Origin of the sequence: Pseudomonas sp. DY-1, from assembly GCF_003626975.1 — a bacterium.
Taxonomy (GTDB): domain Bacteria; phylum Pseudomonadota; class Gammaproteobacteria; order Pseudomonadales; family Pseudomonadaceae; genus Metapseudomonas.
This window is the reverse complement of the sequence record NZ_CP032616.1, coordinates 2,629,038-2,646,917: the sequence shown is the minus strand read 5'-3', so window position 1 is coordinate 2,646,917 and position 17,880 is coordinate 2,629,038. Positions and strand designations below refer to the sequence as shown.

The 17,880-nt window shown below is 64.0% G+C and carries 17 protein-coding genes; 4 read left to right on the top strand and 13 right to left on the bottom strand.

Annotated elements, in window-relative coordinates:
- Positions 1–26: 26 nt before the first annotated feature.
- From D6Z43_RS12540 to D6Z43_RS12525, 4 genes are all read right to left on the bottom strand, one after another.
- On the bottom strand, positions 27–1,130 hold the full coding sequence (locus tag D6Z43_RS12540; RefSeq protein ID WP_120652521.1) for an enoyl-CoA hydratase/isomerase family protein: 1,104 nt from the start codon (positions 1,128–1,130) through the stop codon (positions 27–29).
- A gap of 23 nt (positions 1,131–1,153) precedes the next feature.
- Entirely contained in the window at positions 1,154–1,972 is an 819-nt protein-coding gene (locus D6Z43_RS12535) for an enoyl-CoA hydratase (protein ID WP_120652520.1), read from the bottom strand.
- Positions 1,973–1,982: 10 nt separating this feature from the next.
- A complete protein-coding gene (locus D6Z43_RS12530; protein WP_120652519.1) occupies positions 1,983–3,146 on the bottom strand; it encodes an isobutyryl-CoA dehydrogenase in 1,164 nt (387 codons plus the stop codon).
- A 63-nt stretch (positions 3,147–3,209) separates the two neighbouring features.
- Entirely contained in the window at positions 3,210–4,703 is a 1,494-nt protein-coding gene (locus D6Z43_RS12525) for a CoA-acylating methylmalonate-semialdehyde dehydrogenase (RefSeq protein ID WP_120652518.1), read from the bottom strand.
- Between the two features lie 131 nt (positions 4,704–4,834).
- Between D6Z43_RS12525 and D6Z43_RS12520 the strand changes: the two genes are divergently transcribed.
- A complete protein-coding gene (locus D6Z43_RS12520) occupies positions 4,835–5,716 on the top strand; it encodes an AraC family transcriptional regulator (RefSeq protein ID WP_120652517.1) in 882 nt (293 codons plus the stop codon).
- Positions 5,717–5,860: 144 nt separating this feature from the next.
- Here the strand turns inward: D6Z43_RS12520 and D6Z43_RS12515 are convergent, their stop codons facing one another.
- Positions 5,861–6,703, bottom strand: coding sequence for an HDOD domain-containing protein (locus tag D6Z43_RS12515; protein ID WP_120652516.1), 843 nt, complete (start codon positions 6,701–6,703; stop codon positions 5,861–5,863).
- A 109-nt stretch (positions 6,704–6,812) separates the two neighbouring features.
- Between D6Z43_RS12515 and ung the strand changes: the two genes are divergently transcribed.
- Entirely contained in the window at positions 6,813–7,508 is a 696-nt protein-coding gene (gene ung, locus D6Z43_RS12510; protein ID WP_120652515.1) for a uracil-DNA glycosylase, read from the top strand.
- 10 nt (positions 7,509–7,518) lie between these two features.
- Here ung and D6Z43_RS12505 read toward each other — a convergent pair whose 3' ends face one another.
- The 6 genes from D6Z43_RS12505 to D6Z43_RS12480 form a co-directional block, all read right to left on the bottom strand.
- On the bottom strand, positions 7,519–8,382 hold the full coding sequence (locus tag D6Z43_RS12505) for a DUF6279 family lipoprotein (RefSeq protein ID WP_120652514.1): 864 nt from the start codon (positions 8,380–8,382) through the stop codon (positions 7,519–7,521).
- Between the two features lie 120 nt (positions 8,383–8,502).
- A complete protein-coding gene (locus tag D6Z43_RS12500; protein ID WP_120652513.1) occupies positions 8,503–9,525 on the bottom strand; it encodes an AbrB family transcriptional regulator in 1,023 nt (340 codons plus the stop codon).
- Complete coding sequence (locus D6Z43_RS12495) at positions 9,518–11,029, bottom strand: tripartite tricarboxylate transporter permease (RefSeq protein WP_120652512.1); 1,512 nt, start codon at positions 11,027–11,029, stop codon at positions 9,518–9,520. The genes D6Z43_RS12500 and D6Z43_RS12495 overlap by 8 nt, the downstream gene beginning before the upstream one ends.
- Position 11,030: 1 nt before the next feature.
- Positions 11,031–11,474 carry a tripartite tricarboxylate transporter TctB family protein gene (locus tag D6Z43_RS12490; RefSeq protein ID WP_120652511.1) on the bottom strand — a complete coding sequence of 148 codons (444 nt, stop codon included), beginning with the start codon at positions 11,472–11,474 and terminating at the stop codon, positions 11,031–11,033.
- Positions 11,475–11,570: 96 nt separating this feature from the next.
- The gene (locus tag D6Z43_RS12485; protein ID WP_120652510.1) at positions 11,571–12,545 is read right to left on the bottom strand and encodes a tripartite tricarboxylate transporter substrate binding protein; all 975 of its coding nucleotides are present in this window, start codon (positions 12,543–12,545) and stop codon (positions 11,571–11,573) included.
- A 31-nt stretch (positions 12,546–12,576) separates the two neighbouring features.
- A complete protein-coding gene (locus D6Z43_RS12480) occupies positions 12,577–13,842 on the bottom strand; it encodes an OprD family porin (RefSeq protein WP_120652509.1) in 1,266 nt (421 codons plus the stop codon).
- Positions 13,843–14,043: 201 nt separating this feature from the next.
- Between D6Z43_RS12480 and D6Z43_RS12475 the strand changes: the two genes are divergently transcribed.
- Positions 14,044–14,715: a response regulator gene (locus D6Z43_RS12475; RefSeq protein WP_120652508.1), complete on the top strand. Its 672-nt coding sequence runs from the start codon at positions 14,044–14,046 to the stop codon at positions 14,713–14,715.
- Positions 14,708–16,093 carry a sensor histidine kinase gene (locus tag D6Z43_RS12470; RefSeq protein ID WP_120652507.1) on the top strand — a complete coding sequence of 462 codons (1,386 nt, stop codon included), beginning with the start codon at positions 14,708–14,710 and terminating at the stop codon, positions 16,091–16,093. Before D6Z43_RS12475 ends, D6Z43_RS12470 begins: the two co-directional genes overlap by 8 nt.
- 121 nt (positions 16,094–16,214) lie before the next feature.
- On the opposite strand, the gene D6Z43_RS12465 is transcribed toward D6Z43_RS12470, so the two are convergent.
- A complete protein-coding gene (locus tag D6Z43_RS12465; RefSeq protein ID WP_120652506.1) occupies positions 16,215–16,970 on the bottom strand; it encodes an ABC transporter substrate-binding protein in 756 nt (251 codons plus the stop codon).
- 68 nt (positions 16,971–17,038) lie between these two features.
- Positions 17,039–17,875: an HDOD domain-containing protein gene (locus D6Z43_RS12460; RefSeq protein WP_120652505.1), complete on the bottom strand. Its 837-nt coding sequence runs from the start codon at positions 17,873–17,875 to the stop codon at positions 17,039–17,041.
- Positions 17,876–17,880: the final 5 nt, after the last annotated feature.

Here is a 17,880-nt window from a genome sequence, read left to right as displayed (position 1 = left end):
CGACGCGTGTGGCGTCGGGCGAGTTGTCAGAGATCGTCCAGCGGATGCCGGCCTTCCCACACCGGCTTGAAATGGGCCTCGATCACGGCACGGGGAATGGCCGCCACATCCGGCCAGTGCCAGCGCGGGGCGTTGTCCTTGTCGATGAGTCGGGCACGCACCCCCTCGGGAAACTCCGGATGACGGCAGCAATTCAGGCTCATGGCGTATTCCATGCGGAACACTTCAGCCAGGGAGAGGTGCTTCGCCCGGCGTATCTGTTCCCACACCAGGTGTGCGGTGAGCGGGCAGCCGCCAACAAGGGTCTTGGCGGCACGTGCCAGTGGCACGTCGCTGTCATGCTGTAGAGCGGCAATGGCCTTCCAGGCAGCAGGCAGGTCGGGCACATCCAGCAGCTCGTCGATACGCTGGCGCCGTGGCAGCCACTGGGCCTCCGGCAGGTGGCCGCGGGCTTCGTGCTCCAGCGCCTTGAGCAGGCTGTTGAGCTGGGCTTCGGGGTGGTCGCGCCAATTGAGCTGGATCAGCCCTGCAACCAGGGCATCCTGCTGATCTTCCAGCAGGAAGCGGTCGGCAAGGTCGAGGTCCAGGGCATCGCGGGCGTTGATTGTGCCGGCACCGAGGCCGAGGAACAGGCCGAGCTTGCCCGGCAGGCGGGCGAGGAACCAACTGCCGCCCACATCGGGATAGAGACCGATGTTGATCTCCGGCATGCCCAGGCGACTGGAGGGCGTGACGATGCGGATGGATGCACCCTGCATCAGCCCCATGCCACCGCCCAGCACATGGCCGTGTGCCCAGCAGATCAGCGGTTTGGGGTAGGTGTGGATGCGATGGTCGAGCCGGTATTCATCAGAGAAGAAGCGGCCCGCCAGTGGCGGCACCACGCCGGGATGCTCGCGGCACGCATCCACCAGCTTACGGACATCGCCACCAGCGCAGAACGCCTTGGGGCCGTTGCCGCGGAGCAGTACGCAGACGATTTCCGGGTCATCGGCCCAGGCGCGCAGTTTCGCGTCCAGAGCCTCGATCATCGGCAGGGAAAGGGCGTTGAGGCTGGTTTCGGCGTCCAGGCTGGCGATGCCGATGCGTGCACCGTGGAGGCCGCTGCGTTCTTCGAAACTCACATTCATGATCGTTCTCGTCGGGCTCGAGGTCATTTATTGCGCCAGTGCGGGTCGCGCTTTTCCAGGAAGGCGTTGACGCCTTCGCGGGTGTCCTCGGCATCGAACAGGTCGACGAAGCGCTCGCGTTCTTCCGACAGCCAGCTGTTCGGCCCACGCTCCCGCGCGCCCTGGATCAGCGGCTTGATGGTGCGTACCGCGACAGGGCTCTGGCGCGCCACCTTGGCGGCGAGCAGCAAGGCAGTGCCACGGGCTTCGCCGCTGTCCACGACCTGCTCCACCAGGCCGATGCGCAGGGCGGTTTCGGCATCCACGCGCTCGCCGCAGAGGATCATGCGCTTGGCCCAGCCTTCACCCACCGTCCAGGACAGCGCCTGGGTGCCGCCCGCGCAAGGCAGCAGGCCAACAGCGGCCTCCGGCAACGCCATCTGCGCCTGGCGTTCGGCAATGCGGATATCGCAGGCCAAGGCACATTCCAGGCCGCCACCCATGGCATAGCCGTTGATTGCAGCGATGGACACGCCACGAAAATCCCGCAGGGCTTCGAACGCCTCGCCGAAGCGTCGGGCCATTTCGCGGGCACGGGCCTTGTCGCCATCGGCGAAGAGATTGAGGTCTGCCCCGGCACTGAAGAACTTCGGCCCCTGGCCGGTTACCACCAGCGCGTAGATCTGGTCGTCGTGGTTGAGGTGCGTGATCAGTTGCTTGAGACCGATCAGCGACTCACGATCCCAGGTATTGGCCGGCGGATGGTTGATGGTAATGAGTGCGGTGTGGCCGTGTTTTTCCACCGTCAACTTGTGGGTCAGGTCGAAGATTCCGGGCTGGTAGGGTTCAACGGCAGTAGACATGTGCATCTCCTTACAGCAGGCGGTCGATGGCTCCGCCTTGTTCCAGTAAACGGCGCGCCACGATGACGCGCATGATCTCATTGGTGCCTTCGAGTATCTGGTGCACCCGGGTATCCCGTACCCAGCGCTCCAGAGGATAGTCGTTCAGATAACCGTAGCCGCCATGCAGTTGCAGGGCCTCGTTGCACAGCTCGAAGCACTGGTCGGTGGCAAAGCGCTTGGCCATCGCGCAATAGAGGCTGGCCTCGGCGTGGCGCTGGTCCAGGCGGTAGGCGGCCAGGCGCACCATCTGCCGACTGGCGGTGAGTGCCGTGAGCATGTCGGCCAGCTTGAACTGCAATGCCTGGAAGTCGGCCAGAGGCTTGCCGAACTGCTTGCGTTCCTCCACGTAGCGCAAGCTCTGTTCCAGTGCCGCCTGGGCGGCACCGAGTGAGCAGCTGGCGATATTCAGACGACCGCCGTCCAGGCCTTTCATGGCATAGACGAAGCCCTGGCCTTCCGGGCCTATGCGATTTGCGGCAGGAATGCGCACGCCTTCGAAGGTGATGGTGCGGGTGGGCTGGGCACGCCAGCCCATCTTGTCTTCGTTGCGGCCGTAGCGGATACCTTCGGCATCGGCCGGCACCAGGAAGCACGAAATGCCCTTGGCGCCATCTTGTCCGGTGCGCGCCATGACAATCAGCACCTGTGTACTGCCAGCGCCGGAAATGAAGCATTTGCTGCCGTCCAGCACATAGTGGTCGCCATCGCGGCGAGCGCGGGTACGCAGGTTGGCTGCATCGGAGCCTGCGTCCGGCTCCGTCAGGCAGTACGAGGCGAGCAGTTCGCCGCCGATCAGCCCTGGCAGCCAGCGTGCCTTCAGCTCGGCATCACCGAAGGACGCGAGCATCCAGGTGGCCATGTTATGGATGGTCAGGTAGGCGGTGGTGGCTACGCAGCCTGCCGCGAGCTGTTCAAAGATCAGCGAGGCACTGAGCCGGGAAAGGCCCAGGCCGCCATCTTCTTCAGCGATATAGAGCGCCAGGAAACCCTGTTCCGCAGCGCGCCGTATCACCTCCAGCGGGAAGTGGTGGTTGCGGTCCCAGTCTGCGGCAAAGGGCATCAATTCGTGGCGGGCGAAGGCGCGGGCGCTATCCACCAGCAGGCGTTGTTCTTCTGTGAGGTCGAAATCCATATGTCGTCTGCCTTTGCTCGGTCCCGGGCGATGCTGGGCACCGCTTGGCGAATGAGTTTGCCGCTACTTCAGCTGGATGGTCAGGTTCGGGCCGGTGACCGGACTGTCATCGAACCAGCGGGAGGTGACCGTCTTGGTTTCGGTGTAGAAGCGCACCGCCTGCTTGCCGTAGGCGTGCAGGTCGCCATAGAAAGAGCCTTTCCAACCAGTGAAGGAAAAGAACGGAAGGGGCACGGGGATGGGGACGTTGATCCCCACCTGTCCCACTTCAACCGCATGCTGGAAGTGCCGCGCGGCGCCGCCGGAACGGGTGAACAGACTGGTGCCGTTGCCGTAGGGATTGGCATTCACCAGGGTGATGGCGTCTTCCAGGTTGTCCACTTCCATGCACACCAGCACCGGGCCGAATATTTCCTCACGGTACAGACCCATCTTCGCGGTTACGCCACGGAAGAGGGTGGGGCCAAGCCAGTTGCCGTTTGGATAGCCGGGCACCTCGCACTGCGAACCGTCTAGCAGGCATTGCGCACCTTCCGCCTTGCCTTCGGCGATCAAGCGCAGGACGCGTTGGCGAGCCTGCTGGCTGATCAAGGGGCCGAAGGCGGAATGGGCGTCCTTCCAGTGGCCGGGACGCAGTTCAGCCATCTGCGCGGCCAATTCCGAGATCCACTCACGCGCCTCGCCAACGAAAATGGCCACGCTGATGGCCATGCAGCGCTGGCCAGCGGCGCCACAGCTCGCACCTATCAGATTGCTGAGCACCTGGTCCTTGTTGGCGTCGGGCAGCACCACCATGTGGTTCTTGGCGCCGGCAAAGGCTTGCACCCGCTTCAGGTGCGCAGTGCCGGTTCGGTAGATGTGCTGGCCCACTGGAACCGAGCCGACGAAGGAAATCGCGCGCACATCGGGATGGGTGAGCAGGGCGTCCACCTGTTCGCGTCCGCCATGGAGCACTTGCAGCACACCTTTGGGGGCGCCGGCTTCGATGAACAGCTCGGCGAGGCGGTTGGGCGTCAGCGGGTCCTGTTCCGAGGGCTTGAGGACGAAGGTATTGCCGCAGGCGATGGCAAGCGGAAACATCCATAGCGGGATCATCGCCGGGAAGTTGAAGGGGGTGATGCCAACGCACACGCCCAAGGGTTGCACCCAGCTGGCCGTATCGATTTCGCGGGCGACGTTCTCCACCGTCTCGCCCATCATCAGGCTGGCCACGTTGGCGGCGTGCTCGGCCACCTCGATGCCCCGCCAGACATCGCCCTTGGCATCGGCGAAGGTCTTGCCGGTCTCGCTGGCCAGCAGCTCGGCCAATTCGTCGTGATGCTCCTTGAGCAGTTGCTGGTAGCGCAGCATCAACCGGGCGCGCTCGGGGACCGGCACTTCGCGCCAGGTTAGAAAGGCCGCCTTGGCACTGGCGACAGCGGCCTCGATTTCCTCCGCGGTGGCCTTGGGGGCCAGGGCGAGGACTTCCTGGGTCGCCGGGTCGGTGATTTCGATCAGTTCGCGGGCGCGGCTGTCGCGCCACTCACCGTCGATCAACTGCGGAATTGTCCGGGGCATCTGGTCCTCCACCCGTGAGACGGGACCTTGTTGTTTCTTGCCCTTATAGCGGCCGCCGATACAGATGTGGATTGACGATCTTGGTGGTTGGATGGACGATCTTGGCATTGCAGGCCACTACAAGAACCAACATGAGCCGCACCGTCGAAACCTCCAACTGGCCTTTGCCGGCAAACGGCGTGCGCTTCACCACGCCGCCGCGCTTGCGTCGCCTGCTGGCCCGCCACCCGCTGACTTCCGCCTGCTACCCGCTGGCCCTGGGCTATTACCCAGAGGCGCTGGGACACCGCATGGAACGCCATCAACCTGAAGACAATCTGCTGATCTACTGCCGATCCGGGCAGGGCTGGCTGGACTGCCGGGATGGACGATTCGAGGTGGGCGGTGGAGACCTGTTGCTGCTGCCCAAGGGGCAGGTCCATGCCTACGGCGCGGATGCGCAGCGGCCCTGGAGCATCTACTGGGTGCATTTCGAAGGCGAATTGGTGGAGGACTACCTGCGCCCGCTGGGCAAGTCAGTGTTGCGTCGGATTGGTGTGCAACCGCGGCTGCTGGCGGATTTCGACGCCTTGCTGGGATTACGCAAGCAGGGTCTGAACCTGCCGCACTTCATCCATGCAGCGCACCAGTTGCAGACTCTGCTGACTTCACTCGCGGTGCTGCCGGTGCGGGGGTATCTCAAGTCAGGCCGGGTATTGGACGTGGACGCGGTGCAGGCGGTAATGCGCGCCCATCTGCACGACAGCCTCAATCTCGATCAGCTGGCGGCGCAGTTCAAGCTGTCGCGCTTCCATTTCGCCAAGACCTACCGCGCCCTGACTGGCCATGCGCCGATCCAGGACTTCATCCAGCTGAAGATGGCCCACGCCTGTCGTCTGCTTGATGAGGGTGACCGAGGCGTGAAACAGATCGCTGAGCAACTGGGTTACGAGGACGTTTACTACTTCTCGCGGCTGTTTCGGAAGGTTGTGGGCATGGCGCCCAGTCACTACCGTGTGTTGCACCGGGGCTAAACCGCGATGGACTCCTGTAGGGGCGATTTCAATCGCCAAGCGGACCACCGGTTCGCCCTTGGTGCTTGACGGGGGGCAGCTCAGATTGGTTCCGATGATGGAAAAAGAGCGCCAGGCGCCCTACGTGCGCACCCTGCAAACGCCTCAATCCGCTTCCGGTGGCCGACCACCCAACAACTTGAGCCATAGCGCCACCACCTCGGCCAGCTCGGCGCGCAGCACCTGGGGCGTCGGCAGGTCCATGCGCTGGTATGCCGGTAACCGCGCCAGGCGGTCGTCGTTACGAGGTTCTTCCAGCAACTGGCTGGCGACCTGCACCACATCGGCCAGGTCGACTGCTCCCTTGTGCTGGCGACACCAGTCGCGGCGCAGGCGTGCACAGTCCTGAAGACTGGCGGGCAGTTTCCAGGCAATGAGCAGCAGCACGCCCACTTCGGCTGAGAGTTGTTCGCAGAGCCGCTGCAGGTCGACTTCCAGGCGCGATACCTGAGGCCATCGGTGCAGCTCCTCGAGGAGCGGCAGGCTGCCGATGTCCTGCAGCAGACCCGCCAGCAGGGCATCTTCTTCTTCCAGGTGGGGCAGGTGCTGGGCCAGGCCGGCGCTGACGGCGGCTCGTTGCAGGTTGAGGTGCCAGCGCTTGTTGAAGACTTTGCGCAGGCTGGGTTCCTTGCCATCGAACAGCTGATGCAACTCGAAGGCCAGTACCAGGTTGGAGAGGCGCTTGCCATCCAGTTGCCTGACCACGTCCAGGAGCCGCGCTCCAGGTTGGATATGGCCGAGCAGTGGCAGAGACGCGAACTCCATCAGGCGTTCGGCCAGGGAGGGATAAGTCTCCAGCAGGGCACTGGCCTGCTCGTGGGAAGGGGCGTCACCGGTCAGCAATTGGCGCAGGCGCAGGGAGGCCTCAGGCATCGACGGCAGCGCGCCGGCGTCCTTGAGAAAGCGCTCGTAGAGCGCAAGTTTCACCGTGTCGTGGCGATTGTCCATGTGGGCTTGCTCCGGGCGTCCTTGATTGACAAGGGTAGTGGGCATTTCTTAGGGTGCCCGACCATCGGGCGGGAAGCGCCCCGGCAACCGCCACGGAACTGATAGAGCAATGACTGAAAGCGACGACCGGATCAAGCTCGAAGAGAGCTGGAAAGAAGCCCTGCGGGATGAGTTCGAAAAGCCCTACATGAAGGCCCTGGGCGACTTCCTGCGCCAGGAAAAGAATGCCGGCAAGGTGATCTTCCCGCCGGGGCCGCTGATCTTCAATGCGCTGAACTCCACGCCGCTGGAACAGGTGAAGGTGGTCGTCATCGGCCAGGACCCATACCACGGCCCCGGCCAGGCTCACGGCCTGTGCTTCTCGGTACAACCGGGCGTGCCTACGCCGCCGTCCTTGCAGAACATCTACAAGGAACTCAAGCGCGATCTGAACATCGAGATTCCCTCCCACGGCTACCTGCAGTCCTGGGCGGAGCAGGGCGTGTTGCTGCTTAACACTTCCCTCACCGTCGAGCAGGCTCGTGCCGGCTCCCACGCCGGTGCCGGTTGGCAGCCCTTCACCGACAAGGTCATCGAAGTCGTGAGCCAGAGCCGTCCGCGCCTGGTGTTCCTGCTCTGGGGTTCCCATGCACAGAGCAAGGAGCGGCTGATCGACCCCACCAAGCACCTGATCCTTAAGTCGGCTCATCCGTCGCCGCTGTCGGCCTACCGGGGCTTCCTCGGCAATGGCCATTTCAGTCGCTGCAACAAGTTCCTTGCCCAACACGGACTGGAACCGATCGACTGGCGCCTGCCCGACCTCTGAGATCGGGCGTTCATCGCGGGTAGCACTCCAGCCCCTTGAGGTCGGAAATCATTCCGCCAATGTATTCGCGCAGGGCATTGCGTTGGCGCTCGTCGGCGCTGTTGAACAGGTCGGCGAGCAGCTGCGCAAGGGATGTCTCCGCTGCCGGATACGCCTTGCGGTAATCCGGCGTCCAGAAGTCATCCGGCTCCTGCAGCAATGCGGTCAGACGTGCCGGGAAGTTCGAGGCGTGTCGACCGTACAGGGCGTTGCGCAGCTCCTTCTGCCAACTCTCGCGGTTCTCCGCCCAGATGCGGTTGTAGTCGCCCTGGCGCCTTGCCCAGGTGTCGATTCGCGCTTGCTGGCTCGCCCGTAGCGGCCCCATCCATTCTTCGACGCGCTCTCGCATCCGTAGCGACCTTGCCGTCACCTGATCCTTAAGGGACGGCGCGACATGTTCTTCGCGGAGTTCCGCATTGCGTTCGTCCATCGCCACGTAAAGTTCGCCCATCTGCTTGGGTGAGAGGCCCTTCGCCAGGCCCAGCACCGTGGGGGTGACCTGCACGGCGATGTTGTTTACGGATTCGCGCACCTGCGCGAATTGGCCTTGCAGGTCAGTGACGGTCAGTTGCGGACGCTGACTCAGCTGGTCCAGTTGTTCCAGCCAGGCGACGTATTCCGGCAGTTGAGTGCTGCAGTGCCAGGCGAGGTGCTTTTCCAGGCGCGGCGTCATCCAGGCTTGCTGGCTGTCGTCGAGGGTGAGGTAGTTGCTGATCCACCAGGGGATGACCAGGTCGAGATTGCGGTAGGCCAGGTCGAGGCGGCTGCAGGCGGCCAGCAGCCCGATGGCTACGGCGAGCAGCAGATAGCGAAATGGGTCGGTACGTCCGGACATGAATGGCAGCCTTGGCGACCAGCGAATAATAGAGGAGAGCATAGGCGCGCCCCATTTCCAGTGGACCGGTGCCTGCAATCGAATGTTGCAGAAGAATAAAAAAGGCCCGCACAAGGCGGGCTAAGCGTGGGTCTCTTGCTTCTGCCAGTGTCGGAATACCGGCTCGGCGAGGAACAGGACCAATAGCAAGCGCAGCACCTGCAGGGCGGTGACCAGCGGCACCGAAAGCTGCAGGGCCTCTGCGGTCAGGCTGAGCTCGGCGATACCACCCGGCATCATACCCAGCATCAGCGAGCGATGATCGAGCCCATCCAGCCAGCCGAGCAGTTCGGCCGCCAGGGCGGCAAAGGCCATGCCCAGGGACGTGGCGAGTAGCGTTCGGGCTATGAAGGAGGGCGCGCGGCGGAAGAATGCGCGGTCGAAGTGGCAACCCAGGGCACTGCCGATCAGCCATTGGCCGAGCTGACTGGCGCCCTCCGGCAGGCCCAGTTGCAGGTCGAAGCCGATGCTCATCGCTGCGCTGACCAGCAGTGGGCCGATCAGCCAGGGATTGGGCTGGTGAAAGCGTTGCATCAGCATCGCCAGCAACGCCCCGCCAGCCAGCAGAAGGGCCAGCCAACCCCAGTCGACCTGTGCAACCGGATGCTGCACGGCCGGGACGCCAACGAACAGCTGGAACAGCGCTGGCACGCTCAGCACCACCAGAAGCAGACGCAGGCTCTGGCCAGCGGCGACTCGACTGAGTACTGCACCGTTACGCTGGCCGAGGTTGACCATCTCGCTGGCACCGCCCGGCATGCTGGCGAAGAACGCAGTCGCGCGGTCCTCGCCACTGCGCAGCATGAGGCTGATGCCGATGACGCTAGAGAGGGTGGTGGCCACGGCACCGACCAGGATGATCGCGCTATTGGCCAGCACCTGCTCGATGACCGCCGGGGTGAAATGCAGGCCGATGCCGACGCCGACGATCCACTGCCCGCATTTGCGGCCGCCGGGTACTTCTGTCAGCGGCAGGTTGCCAATACAGCGCGCAGCGATCACCGCCAGCAGTGAGCCCACCATCCATGGCAACGGCCAGCCAATCAGGCTGGCCAGCCATCCGCCGGCGGCGCCCACCAGCGGCGTCAGCAACCACTTAGGCATGGGCCAGCTTCGCCCTGGCGCGGCGTGCGCGCATCCAGCGGATGCCCGGCAGGGCCAGCATGATCGCAGTCAGCACCCAGAGGGCGATGGTGATCGGGCTGCTCCAGAGGATGCTCAGGTCGCCATCGGTGATGGAAAGTGCGCGGCGCAGGTTGGATTCCATCAGTTCACCGAGGACGAAGCCGAGAATCAGCGACGACAGCGGGAAGTCCATCTTGCGCAGTAGATAGCCGAACACCCCGAGGGCGGCCATCAGCACCAGGTCGAAGGTGGTGCTGTGCACGGCGTAGACGCCGACCACGCTGACGATGGTGATCGCCGGCACCAGGATCCAGGTCGGCACGCTGAGCATGCGTGCGAACAGGCCCACCAACGGGATGTTCATCACCAGCAGGATGACGTTGCCGATGAACAATGAGGCGATCAGGCCCCAGACAACATCGGGCTGCTGCTCGAACAGCAGCGGGCCGGGCGTGATGTTGTACAGGGTCAGCGCGCCGATCATCACGGCGGTGGTGCCCGAACCCGGTACGCCGAGGGTCAGCATCGGGATCAGCGAGCCGCAGGCGGAAGCATTGTTGGCCGCTTCCGGAGCTGCGACACCACGCAGGTCGCCTTCGCCGAAGCGGCCGGAGCTACCTGCCATGCGCTTCTCGCTCATGTAGGTGATGGCGCTGGCGATGGTTGCGCCGGCGCCAGGCAGCACGCCGATGACGAAGCCAGCCAGGGAGCTGCGCACGCTGCTCCACCAGGTGAAGGTGAACTCCTTGAAGTTGAACAGCATGCGTCCGCTGGCCTTGACCGCCTGTTGGCCGGTGGTGGTGTGTTCGAGCATCAGCAGCACTTCACTGACGCTGAACAGGCCGATGACCACGATCACGAACTGGATACCGTCAGAGAGACCGACGCTGTCGAAGGTGAAGCGGTACACGCCGGTGGTGGCGTCCACGCCGACCGTGGCCAAGCCGAGGCCGATCAGCGCCGAGAGCAGGGTCTTGACCGGCTTGTCGCCGACCATGCCGCCCAGGCAGGCGATAGCGAAGACCATCAGCACGAAGTACTCCGCCGGGCCGAAGGCTACCGCCCAGTTGGCCAGGATCGGCGCGAAGAGCACCACGCCCATGGTGGCAATGGTGCTGCCGATGAAGGAGCTCATGGCCGACAGCGACAGGGCAATGCCGCCCTTGCCCTGGCGCGCCAGGGGGTAGCCGTCGAGGGTGGTCATGATGGCGGCGGCGTCGCCCGGTACGTTGAGCAGGATGGCCGAAATGCGTCCGCCGTACTCGCAGCCCAGGTACACGGCGGCCAGCAGGATCAGTGCGGTTTCCGGCGGCAGGCCGAGGGCGAAGGCCAGTGGCAGCAGGATCGCCACGCCGTTGATCGGCCCCAGCCCTGGAAGCAGGCCGACGACGGTACCGACGAAGGCGCCGAACAGCGCCACCAGCAGGTTGATCGGGCGCAGGGCGACATCGAAGCCCTGGGCCAGGAAGTTCAGGGTTTCCATCTCAGTTCTCCAGGAATGCCAGCAGGCCCAAGGGCAGCGGGACATCCAGCAGGTAGTCGAACAGGCCGTAGAGCAGCAAGCCCATCAGCACACCGCTGACCAGGCTGGCCAGCGGTCGCCCCATGAACAGCAGGCCGAGGCCGAAACCGACCAGGGACGTGCTGACGACGAAGCCCAGGGGTTCGAAGAGCAGGGCGTAGGCGAACAGGGCGAGTACACAGAGGGCCACCTTGCGCGCCAGTGGCCAGGAAATCGGCAGACTGTCGGCATCGCCCGGCTTGTAGATCAGCCATAGCGCGGCCGTGGCCATCAGGAACAGCAGCAGCAGGGGGTAGGCACGCGGGCCGACCGGGTCATAGCTGAAGGGGGCCTGGAAGCCCCAGGCGACCACGGCGAGCACGGCGCAGACGAGCAGCCAGACCGCAGCGAAGATTCGTACGTACATGGCGGTTTACCTAGGAGTCATTGATCTCCCCTCTCCCAATGGAAGAGGGGCCGTGGGTGAGGGGATCGACCGCATCACCCGATCTTCAGGGGAGGGCTACTGCGCCAGGCCGAATTCGCCTGCGAGTTGCTTGTACTGCTTCACCTGGTCGAGGACGTAGGCCTTCAACTGTTCGCCGGTGAGGCTCAGGGGGAACAAGTCGCGCTGTTCACGCAGCTTGCCGAACTCCTCGCTGGCCAGGAGGGTGTCGAACTGCTGCTTCCACCAGTTGAAGTCCTCGTCGCTCACTTCCGGGCCCATGTAGAAGCCGCGGATCACCGGCCAGACGATGTCGAACCCCTGTTCCTTGGCAGTGGGAATCTCCGCCAACTTGCCTGGCAGGCGCTGATCGGACAGTACCGCGAGGATTCGGATCTTGCCGGCGGCGAGCTGCGGTGTGATTTCGCCCAGGCCGCTGCTGGTGACCTGTACGTGGCCACCGAGCATGGCGGTAAGGGTCTCGCCACCGCCCTCAAAGGCCACGTAGCGCAGCTTCTGCGGGTCGATACCGGCAGCGCGGGCGATCAGCGCCGTCTGCATCCAGTCCTGGCCGCCAATGGTGGCGCCAGCGCCGAAGACGATGGCGGCCGGGTCTTTCTTCACCGCTTCGACCAGCTCGGCCAGGGTCTTGTAGGGTGAGTCGGCGCGTACGGAGATTGCGCCGTAATCGGTGCCGATGCCTGCCAGCCAACGCACCGCGTTCTCGTCGTAGCGGCCGAACTTGCCTTGGGCGAGGTTCAGCAGGGAACCGGATGAGAATGCGGTGATGGTGCCGGCGTCCTTCGGTCGCTGGGCTACCACTGCGTTGTAGGCCACGGCGCCGACGCCGCCTGGCATGTAGGTCACTCGCATGGGGGCCTTGAGCAGGCCTTCATCCTTCAGACCACTCTGTGCCAGCTTGCAGGTGAGGTCGAAGCCACCGCCGGGTTTGGCCGGGGCGATGCATTCGGGACGCTTGGGCTCGGCCATCAACTGGGTGGACAGCAACAGGCCGGAGGTGATCAGGGCGATGCGGGAGAGGGCGGTTTTCATCGGGGGTTCTCCTGTGGAGTTTTATTGTGGTTCACCAGATCGGCAGTGCGTAACTGACGATCAGGCGCAGTTCATCCGCATCGCGGGCGAAGGTGGAGCGGAATCCTGCGTGGCGGGCGCGGAAGGTGAGGTTCTTAAGGCTGCCGCTCGGCACCACGTACTTGAACTCGACATCGCGTTCCCACTCGCGGCCTTCTTCAAGGCTGTTGGTGACCTCGGCGTTGTCGCTGGTGATGTAGCGGGTCATGAAACTCAGGCCCGGCACGCCCATGGCGGCAAAGTCCAGGTCATAGCGGGCTTGCCAGGAGCGTTGGTCGGCATTGGCGAAGTCGTTGATCTGCACGAAGTTGATGAGGAACGGGTCGCTGCCGTCGATGTAGGCGAAGCCGGTGTCGCCGCTCATGCGCTGGTAGCCCAGGCCGAACTTGTGGCTGCCCTGGCCGTAGCTGACCATGCCGTTGAGGGCGCGGTTGTCCACCTTGCCGGCCTCGGCTCGGCCGACGTCAGCGCTGATGGCATAGCGCAGGTCGGCACTCAGGGTGCCCGCGCCGAGGGGCTGGATGGCCAGCAGGCCAAAGAAGTTCTGGCGGTAGACGTCGTCCAGTTCGGCGAAGTAATAGCGGCCGGTGAACTGCTTGTTGAAGGCGTAATCGGCGCCGGCCAGATCGAAGTGATCCCCAGTGGCGGCTGCGGCGAAGCGCTTGTTCTTGTTGCTGATGGCCAGGTCTTCGGAGTTGGTGGAAGCGCGATCCTTGACCTCCGACAGGCGCCCGCCGGTGAAGGTCAGGTTGCTGATCTCCTTCGAAGTGAGCAGCCCACCCTCGAATACCTGGGGCAGAATGCGGCTGTCGCTGGCTTTAACAACCGGCAGCTCGGGAATGTGCGTTCCCAGCCGCAGCTCGCTCTTTGAAGCGCGGATTTTCGCGGTCAGGCCGAGCTTGCTGTACTCGTCCGGGGTGCCGCCGTCGTCCTGCACCGGAAGCAGGTCCGTGCCGCTGCGGCCGGGGCCTGAGTCGAGCTTGATACCGAGCATGCCAAGGGCGTCGAGGCCCACGCCGACCGTGCCTTCGGTGTAGCCGGATTCAAGATTGAGGATGAAGCCTTGCGCCCATTCTTCGCGCTTGGACTGGCCACTGCCATCGCGAAAGTCGCGATTCAGGTAGATGTTGCGGGCTTCGAGGGTCGCCGAGCTGTCCTTGAAAAACTCGGCATGGGCCTGGGTGGCCAGGGTGCAGCCAGCGATGGCGAGACTGAGGGTGCGAACAGGCGCATGCGCCTGCCGTGCGGCAGTGAGCATCGAGTGGTCTCCATTGTTGTTCTTGTAAGCCGGCGCAACCACGGGCCGACTTTTATTGGGTGGTACTTGCCACCCTGTCGCGATGCTATGCAGTGAAACTTTCGCCAGCCTTTCAGCGTGAAAGAAAGTCGTCATGTCGTTCACAGAGGCCGGAGCACCGTTAAACTTCTGAGCGATCGCTGCCATTTCGGAGAATTTGTCGTGCGCATCCTGTTGGTCGAAGACCATCCACAGTTGGCTGAGAGCGTTGCCCAAGTGCTCAAGGGCGCGGGTTGGACGGTGGACGTATTGCACGACGGCGTCGCCGCCGACCTGGCACTTGCCAGCGAGGAATACGCGCTGGCGGTGCTGGACGTTGGCTTGCCGCGCATGGACGGTTTCGAGGTGCTGGCGCGTTTGCGCGGACGCGGCAAGACGCTGCCGGTGCTGATGCTGACCGCCCGGGGAGAGGTGAAGGACCGGGTCCATGGCCTGAATCTCGGTGCCGACGATTACCTGGCCAAGCCTTTCGAACTGACCGAGCTGGAAGCGCGGGTGAAAGCGCTGCTGCGCCGTAGCGTTCTCGGTGGCGAGCAACAACAGCGCTGCGGCGTCCTGGTGTATGACCTGGGCACGCGGCGCTTCAGCCTGGCGGACGAAATCCTCAGCCTGACCTCACGGGAGCAGTCTGTGCTGGAAGCGTTGATTGCCCGGCCGGGGCGAGTGATGAGCAAGGAGCAACTGGCTTCCCAGGTATTCGGCCTCGACGAGGAGGCCAGTCCCGACGCAATCGAGATCTACATCCATCGCCTGCGCAAGAAGCTGGAGGGCAGCGCAGTGCGTATCGTGACTTTCCGTGGCCTGGGCTACCTGCTGGAGAGCCAGGATGCGTGAAGCCGGCAGCCTGCGCGGACGGCTGCTGCGGCGCTTGGCGTTGATGCTGGGTGCGTTGCTGCTGATCGCCAGCCTGAGTTCCTACTGGAATGCCCGCGAAGCCGCCGATACTGCCTACGACCGCACTCTGCTGGCTTCGGCGCGAGCCATCGCCGATGGCCTCTACGAGACCGATGGTCGCCTGAAGGCCGACGTGCCCTATGTGGCGCTCGATGTCTTCGCGTACGACAGCGCCGGCCGCATTTTCTACCAGGTGATCGACCCGGACGGGAAGCTGGTTTCCGGCTACGACCACCTGCCGGCACCGCCGCCGGGTACGCCTCGTACGGACGATTACCCGGCGCTGGCGCGCTTCTATGATGCCGAGTACGAAGGCACGGGCGTGCGGGTGGTAAGCCTGCTGCAGCCGGTGAGCGAGCCCAGGCTGAATGGCATCGCGGAGATCCGCGTGGCCGAAACCGAAAGCGCACGGGAGCGCCTGGCGAGGGGGCTGCTGGTGGATAGTCTGTGGCGCCTGGTGTTGCTGGTAGTGGCGGCGCTGGTGCTGGTCTGGCTGGCGGTTAGCGCTGCGCTCCGGCCGCTGAACAAGTTGCGCCTGGCGGTGGAAGAGCGTCAGGTGGATGATCTTCGCCCGTTGCCGGAAGTGGCGGTACAGCGCGAATTGCGTCCACTGGTGGATGCGCTGAATCAGTTCACCGAACGTCTGCGCGGGCTGTTCCAGCGCCAGGCGGACTTCATTGCCGACGCTTCCCACGAATTGCGTACGCCGCTGGCCGCCCTCAAGGCCCGGGTGGAGTTAGGCTTGCGTGAGCACGAACCGGCGGTTTGGCGCTCGACCCTTGAGGAGGCGGCGCAGAACACCGACCGCCTGACCCACCTGGCCAATCAGTTGTTGTCCCTGGCACGTATCGAAAGCGGTGCGCGGGCCATTGCCGAAGGCGGTGCTGAGCGCATCGAACTGGGCCAACTGGCCCGGGAACTGGGCATGGCGCTGGCGCCCCTGGCGCACGCACGTGGTATCGCACTCGCCCTGGAGGCGGAAGATCAGGTCTGGGTAATGGGCGAGCCGACCTTGCTCAATGAACTGCTCTGCAACCTGGTGGACAACGCACTGGCCCATACGCCCAAGGGCGGCAATGTGATCCTTCGGGTGCGTTCTCCTGCTTTGCTGGAAGTCGAAGACGACGGCAGCGGTATTCCACCGGAGGAGCGCGACAAGGTGTTCCAGCGCTTCTATCGCCGCAATGCCCAGAGTGGCGGCGCAGGGCTGGGTCTGGCCATCGTCGGTGAGATCTGCCGCGCCCATCAGGCGGAGATCAGCCTGCACGATGGCGACAGCGGCGGATTGAAGGTACGGGTGAGTTTCCCTCCGGCCTGATTTGGTATCGAGGCTGAACCCCTGTGGGGGGGAACTCATTCGCCAAGGGCGGTGCAGCTGCCCCCCTTTAGTTTGCTGGGCGAACCTGCGGATTGCTTGGCGATTGAAATCGCCCCTACATTCAAGGCGCCAGGCTCAGCGGCTGCTGGACTTCCATCAGGTACTGGGCAACCTTGCCGCTTTCGCGCAATCGGGCCAGACCCTGGTTGAAGCGGACGATCAGCTCGGCATTGCCGGGCACCTCGCGGGAGAGCATCAGGTGCAGGCTGTCGCTGCGCAGCGGCAGCGGATGGAAGCTCATTTGCTTGCGATCGGTGGAGCTGAACCTGTCATTGAGCAGGGCGAAGGCGACCACCTTGTCCATGGGAAATGCGTCGAGCCGTCCGGCAAGCACCATGCGCAGGCCCTGTTCCTCGCCGCTCAGGCGCTTGACCTGGATCTGGCCGCTGCGCTCGGCCTGCTGGAAGGTCGTCCCGTAGTCATAGCCAATTGCGCCGCCCAGGCGTACTCCCTTGAGGTCGGCGATGTGTGTCCAGTCGAGGGGGCGATCCTTACGGTGGAAGAGGTAGTAGCTGCTTTCCACGACCGGGTCACTGATGAAAAAGCGTTGCTCCCGTTCCGGGCTGCGCAGCCAGACGGCGGTGCCGGCGCGCTCGCCGCGTTCGGCCAGGTGCATCGAGCGGGCCCAGGGATAGAACTCCCACTGCACCTTGACGCCCTCCAGGGCGAACGCTTCTTCGACTATGCGCGATGCCACGCCCTGGTGAGGTAGCTTGGCCCCAAGGTAGGGCGCCCATTCGCCGTTGGTCAGGCGAAGCTCTTCCGCGGCGGCGAAGCAGTGGCACAGCAGGCAGAGGGCGAGAAGGAGTACGCGCATCCGGATCCATCCAGCGACGTCAGAAGAAGGCTGAGTCTAGCGCCGGATGGATGAATGCGCGTGGGTGTTTACTGGAGCATGCCCATGGCCGCTTCCATGGCGGCAGAGAGGTCTTCGTCAGCCTGCATGTCGACGTTCGGGTCGAGGCCGAGCTTGGCGAAGGCGGGCACATTGGCCCAGTCCAGCTGGGTGTAGGGATGCTCGCTGCCGAGGTAGCTCTGCAGGGTGGCGACCTGGACGATGTCGATGTAGTCGACGCGGGCCGAGTTGCGGCTGAAGTCCAGGTATTGGCTGGGAACCGCGGCGATCGGCTCGGGGAATTCCCAGGCGCGCAGGATGCGGTCGCCGATGAGCGGGTGAATACGCTCGATCACGTGGTTGAGGCTGATGGAGTCCGCCAGCAACTCGTTGTGCTCTTCGGCATAGGTGAGGATTGGCAGTACGCCAATCTGGTGCACCAGACCGGCCAGGGTGGCCTGGTCGGGCATCAGGCGGGTGTAGTGGCGGCAGAGCACGTGGCAGATTCCAGCGATTTCAGTGCTCTTGTTCCAGACCTCGCGCATCTTGCGGTCGACCACATCGGTGGTGGCCTGGAACATCTGCTCCATGGCCAGGCCTGTGGCGAGGTTGCTGGTGTAGTTGATGCCGAGACGGCTGATAGCCATCTGCAGGTCGGTGATTTCCTTGCTGGTACGCAGCAGCGGGCTATTCACCACCTTGATGATTCGGGCGGTCAGCGCGGCGTCGTTGCCGATGACCTTGGCCAGGTCCTGGATGCCGGAGTTCGGGTCTTCGGCAGTTTCGCGCACCTTCAGCGCCACTTCCGGCAGGGTCGGCAGCACCAGTTCATCGCATTCGATGGCTTTGGTGAGGTCTTGTAGGACTTTGTCGGCAAGCTTGCTCATTGAAT

What these genes read in the sequence shown, in the direction of transcription:
- D6Z43_RS12500 (WP_120652513.1), bottom strand. Translation starts at nt 9,525, where the DNA reads ATGCCTAAGTGGTTGCTGACGCCGCTGGTGGGCGCCGCCGGCGGATGG.
- D6Z43_RS12520 (WP_120652517.1), top strand. Translation starts at nt 4,835, where the DNA reads ATGAGCCGCACCGTCGAAACCTCCAACTGGCCTTTGCCGGCAAACGGC.
- ung (WP_120652515.1), top strand. Translation starts at nt 6,813, where the DNA reads ATGACTGAAAGCGACGACCGGATCAAGCTCGAAGAGAGCTGGAAAGAA.
- D6Z43_RS12485 (WP_120652510.1), bottom strand. Translation starts at nt 12,545, where the DNA reads ATGAAAACCGCCCTCTCCCGCATCGCCCTGATCACCTCCGGCCTGTTG.
- D6Z43_RS12530 (WP_120652519.1), bottom strand. Translation starts at nt 3,146, where the DNA reads ATGGATTTCGACCTCACAGAAGAACAACGCCTGCTGGTGGATAGCGCC.
- D6Z43_RS12540 (WP_120652521.1), bottom strand. Translation starts at nt 1,130, where the DNA reads ATGAATGTGAGTTTCGAAGAACGCAGCGGCCTCCACGGTGCACGCATC.
- D6Z43_RS12505 (WP_120652514.1), bottom strand. Translation starts at nt 8,382, where the DNA reads ATGTCCGGACGTACCGACCCATTTCGCTATCTGCTGCTCGCCGTAGCC.
- D6Z43_RS12535 (WP_120652520.1), bottom strand. Translation starts at nt 1,972, where the DNA reads ATGTCTACTGCCGTTGAACCCTACCAGCCCGGAATCTTCGACCTGACC.
- D6Z43_RS12490 (WP_120652511.1), bottom strand. Translation starts at nt 11,474, where the DNA reads ATGTACGTACGAATCTTCGCTGCGGTCTGGCTGCTCGTCTGCGCCGTG.
- D6Z43_RS12465 (WP_120652506.1), bottom strand. Translation starts at nt 16,970, where the DNA reads ATGCGCGTACTCCTTCTCGCCCTCTGCCTGCTGTGCCACTGCTTCGCC.
- D6Z43_RS12480 (WP_120652509.1), bottom strand. Translation starts at nt 13,842, where the DNA reads ATGCTCACTGCCGCACGGCAGGCGCATGCGCCTGTTCGCACCCTCAGT.
- D6Z43_RS12460 (WP_120652505.1), bottom strand. Translation starts at nt 17,875, where the DNA reads ATGAGCAAGCTTGCCGACAAAGTCCTACAAGACCTCACCAAAGCCATC.
- D6Z43_RS12525 (WP_120652518.1), bottom strand. Translation starts at nt 4,703, where the DNA reads ATGCCCCGGACAATTCCGCAGTTGATCGACGGTGAGTGGCGCGACAGC.
- D6Z43_RS12515 (WP_120652516.1), bottom strand. Translation starts at nt 6,703, where the DNA reads ATGGACAATCGCCACGACACGGTGAAACTTGCGCTCTACGAGCGCTTT.
- D6Z43_RS12470 (WP_120652507.1), top strand. Translation starts at nt 14,708, where the DNA reads ATGCGTGAAGCCGGCAGCCTGCGCGGACGGCTGCTGCGGCGCTTGGCG.
- D6Z43_RS12495 (WP_120652512.1), bottom strand. Translation starts at nt 11,029, where the DNA reads ATGGAAACCCTGAACTTCCTGGCCCAGGGCTTCGATGTCGCCCTGCGC.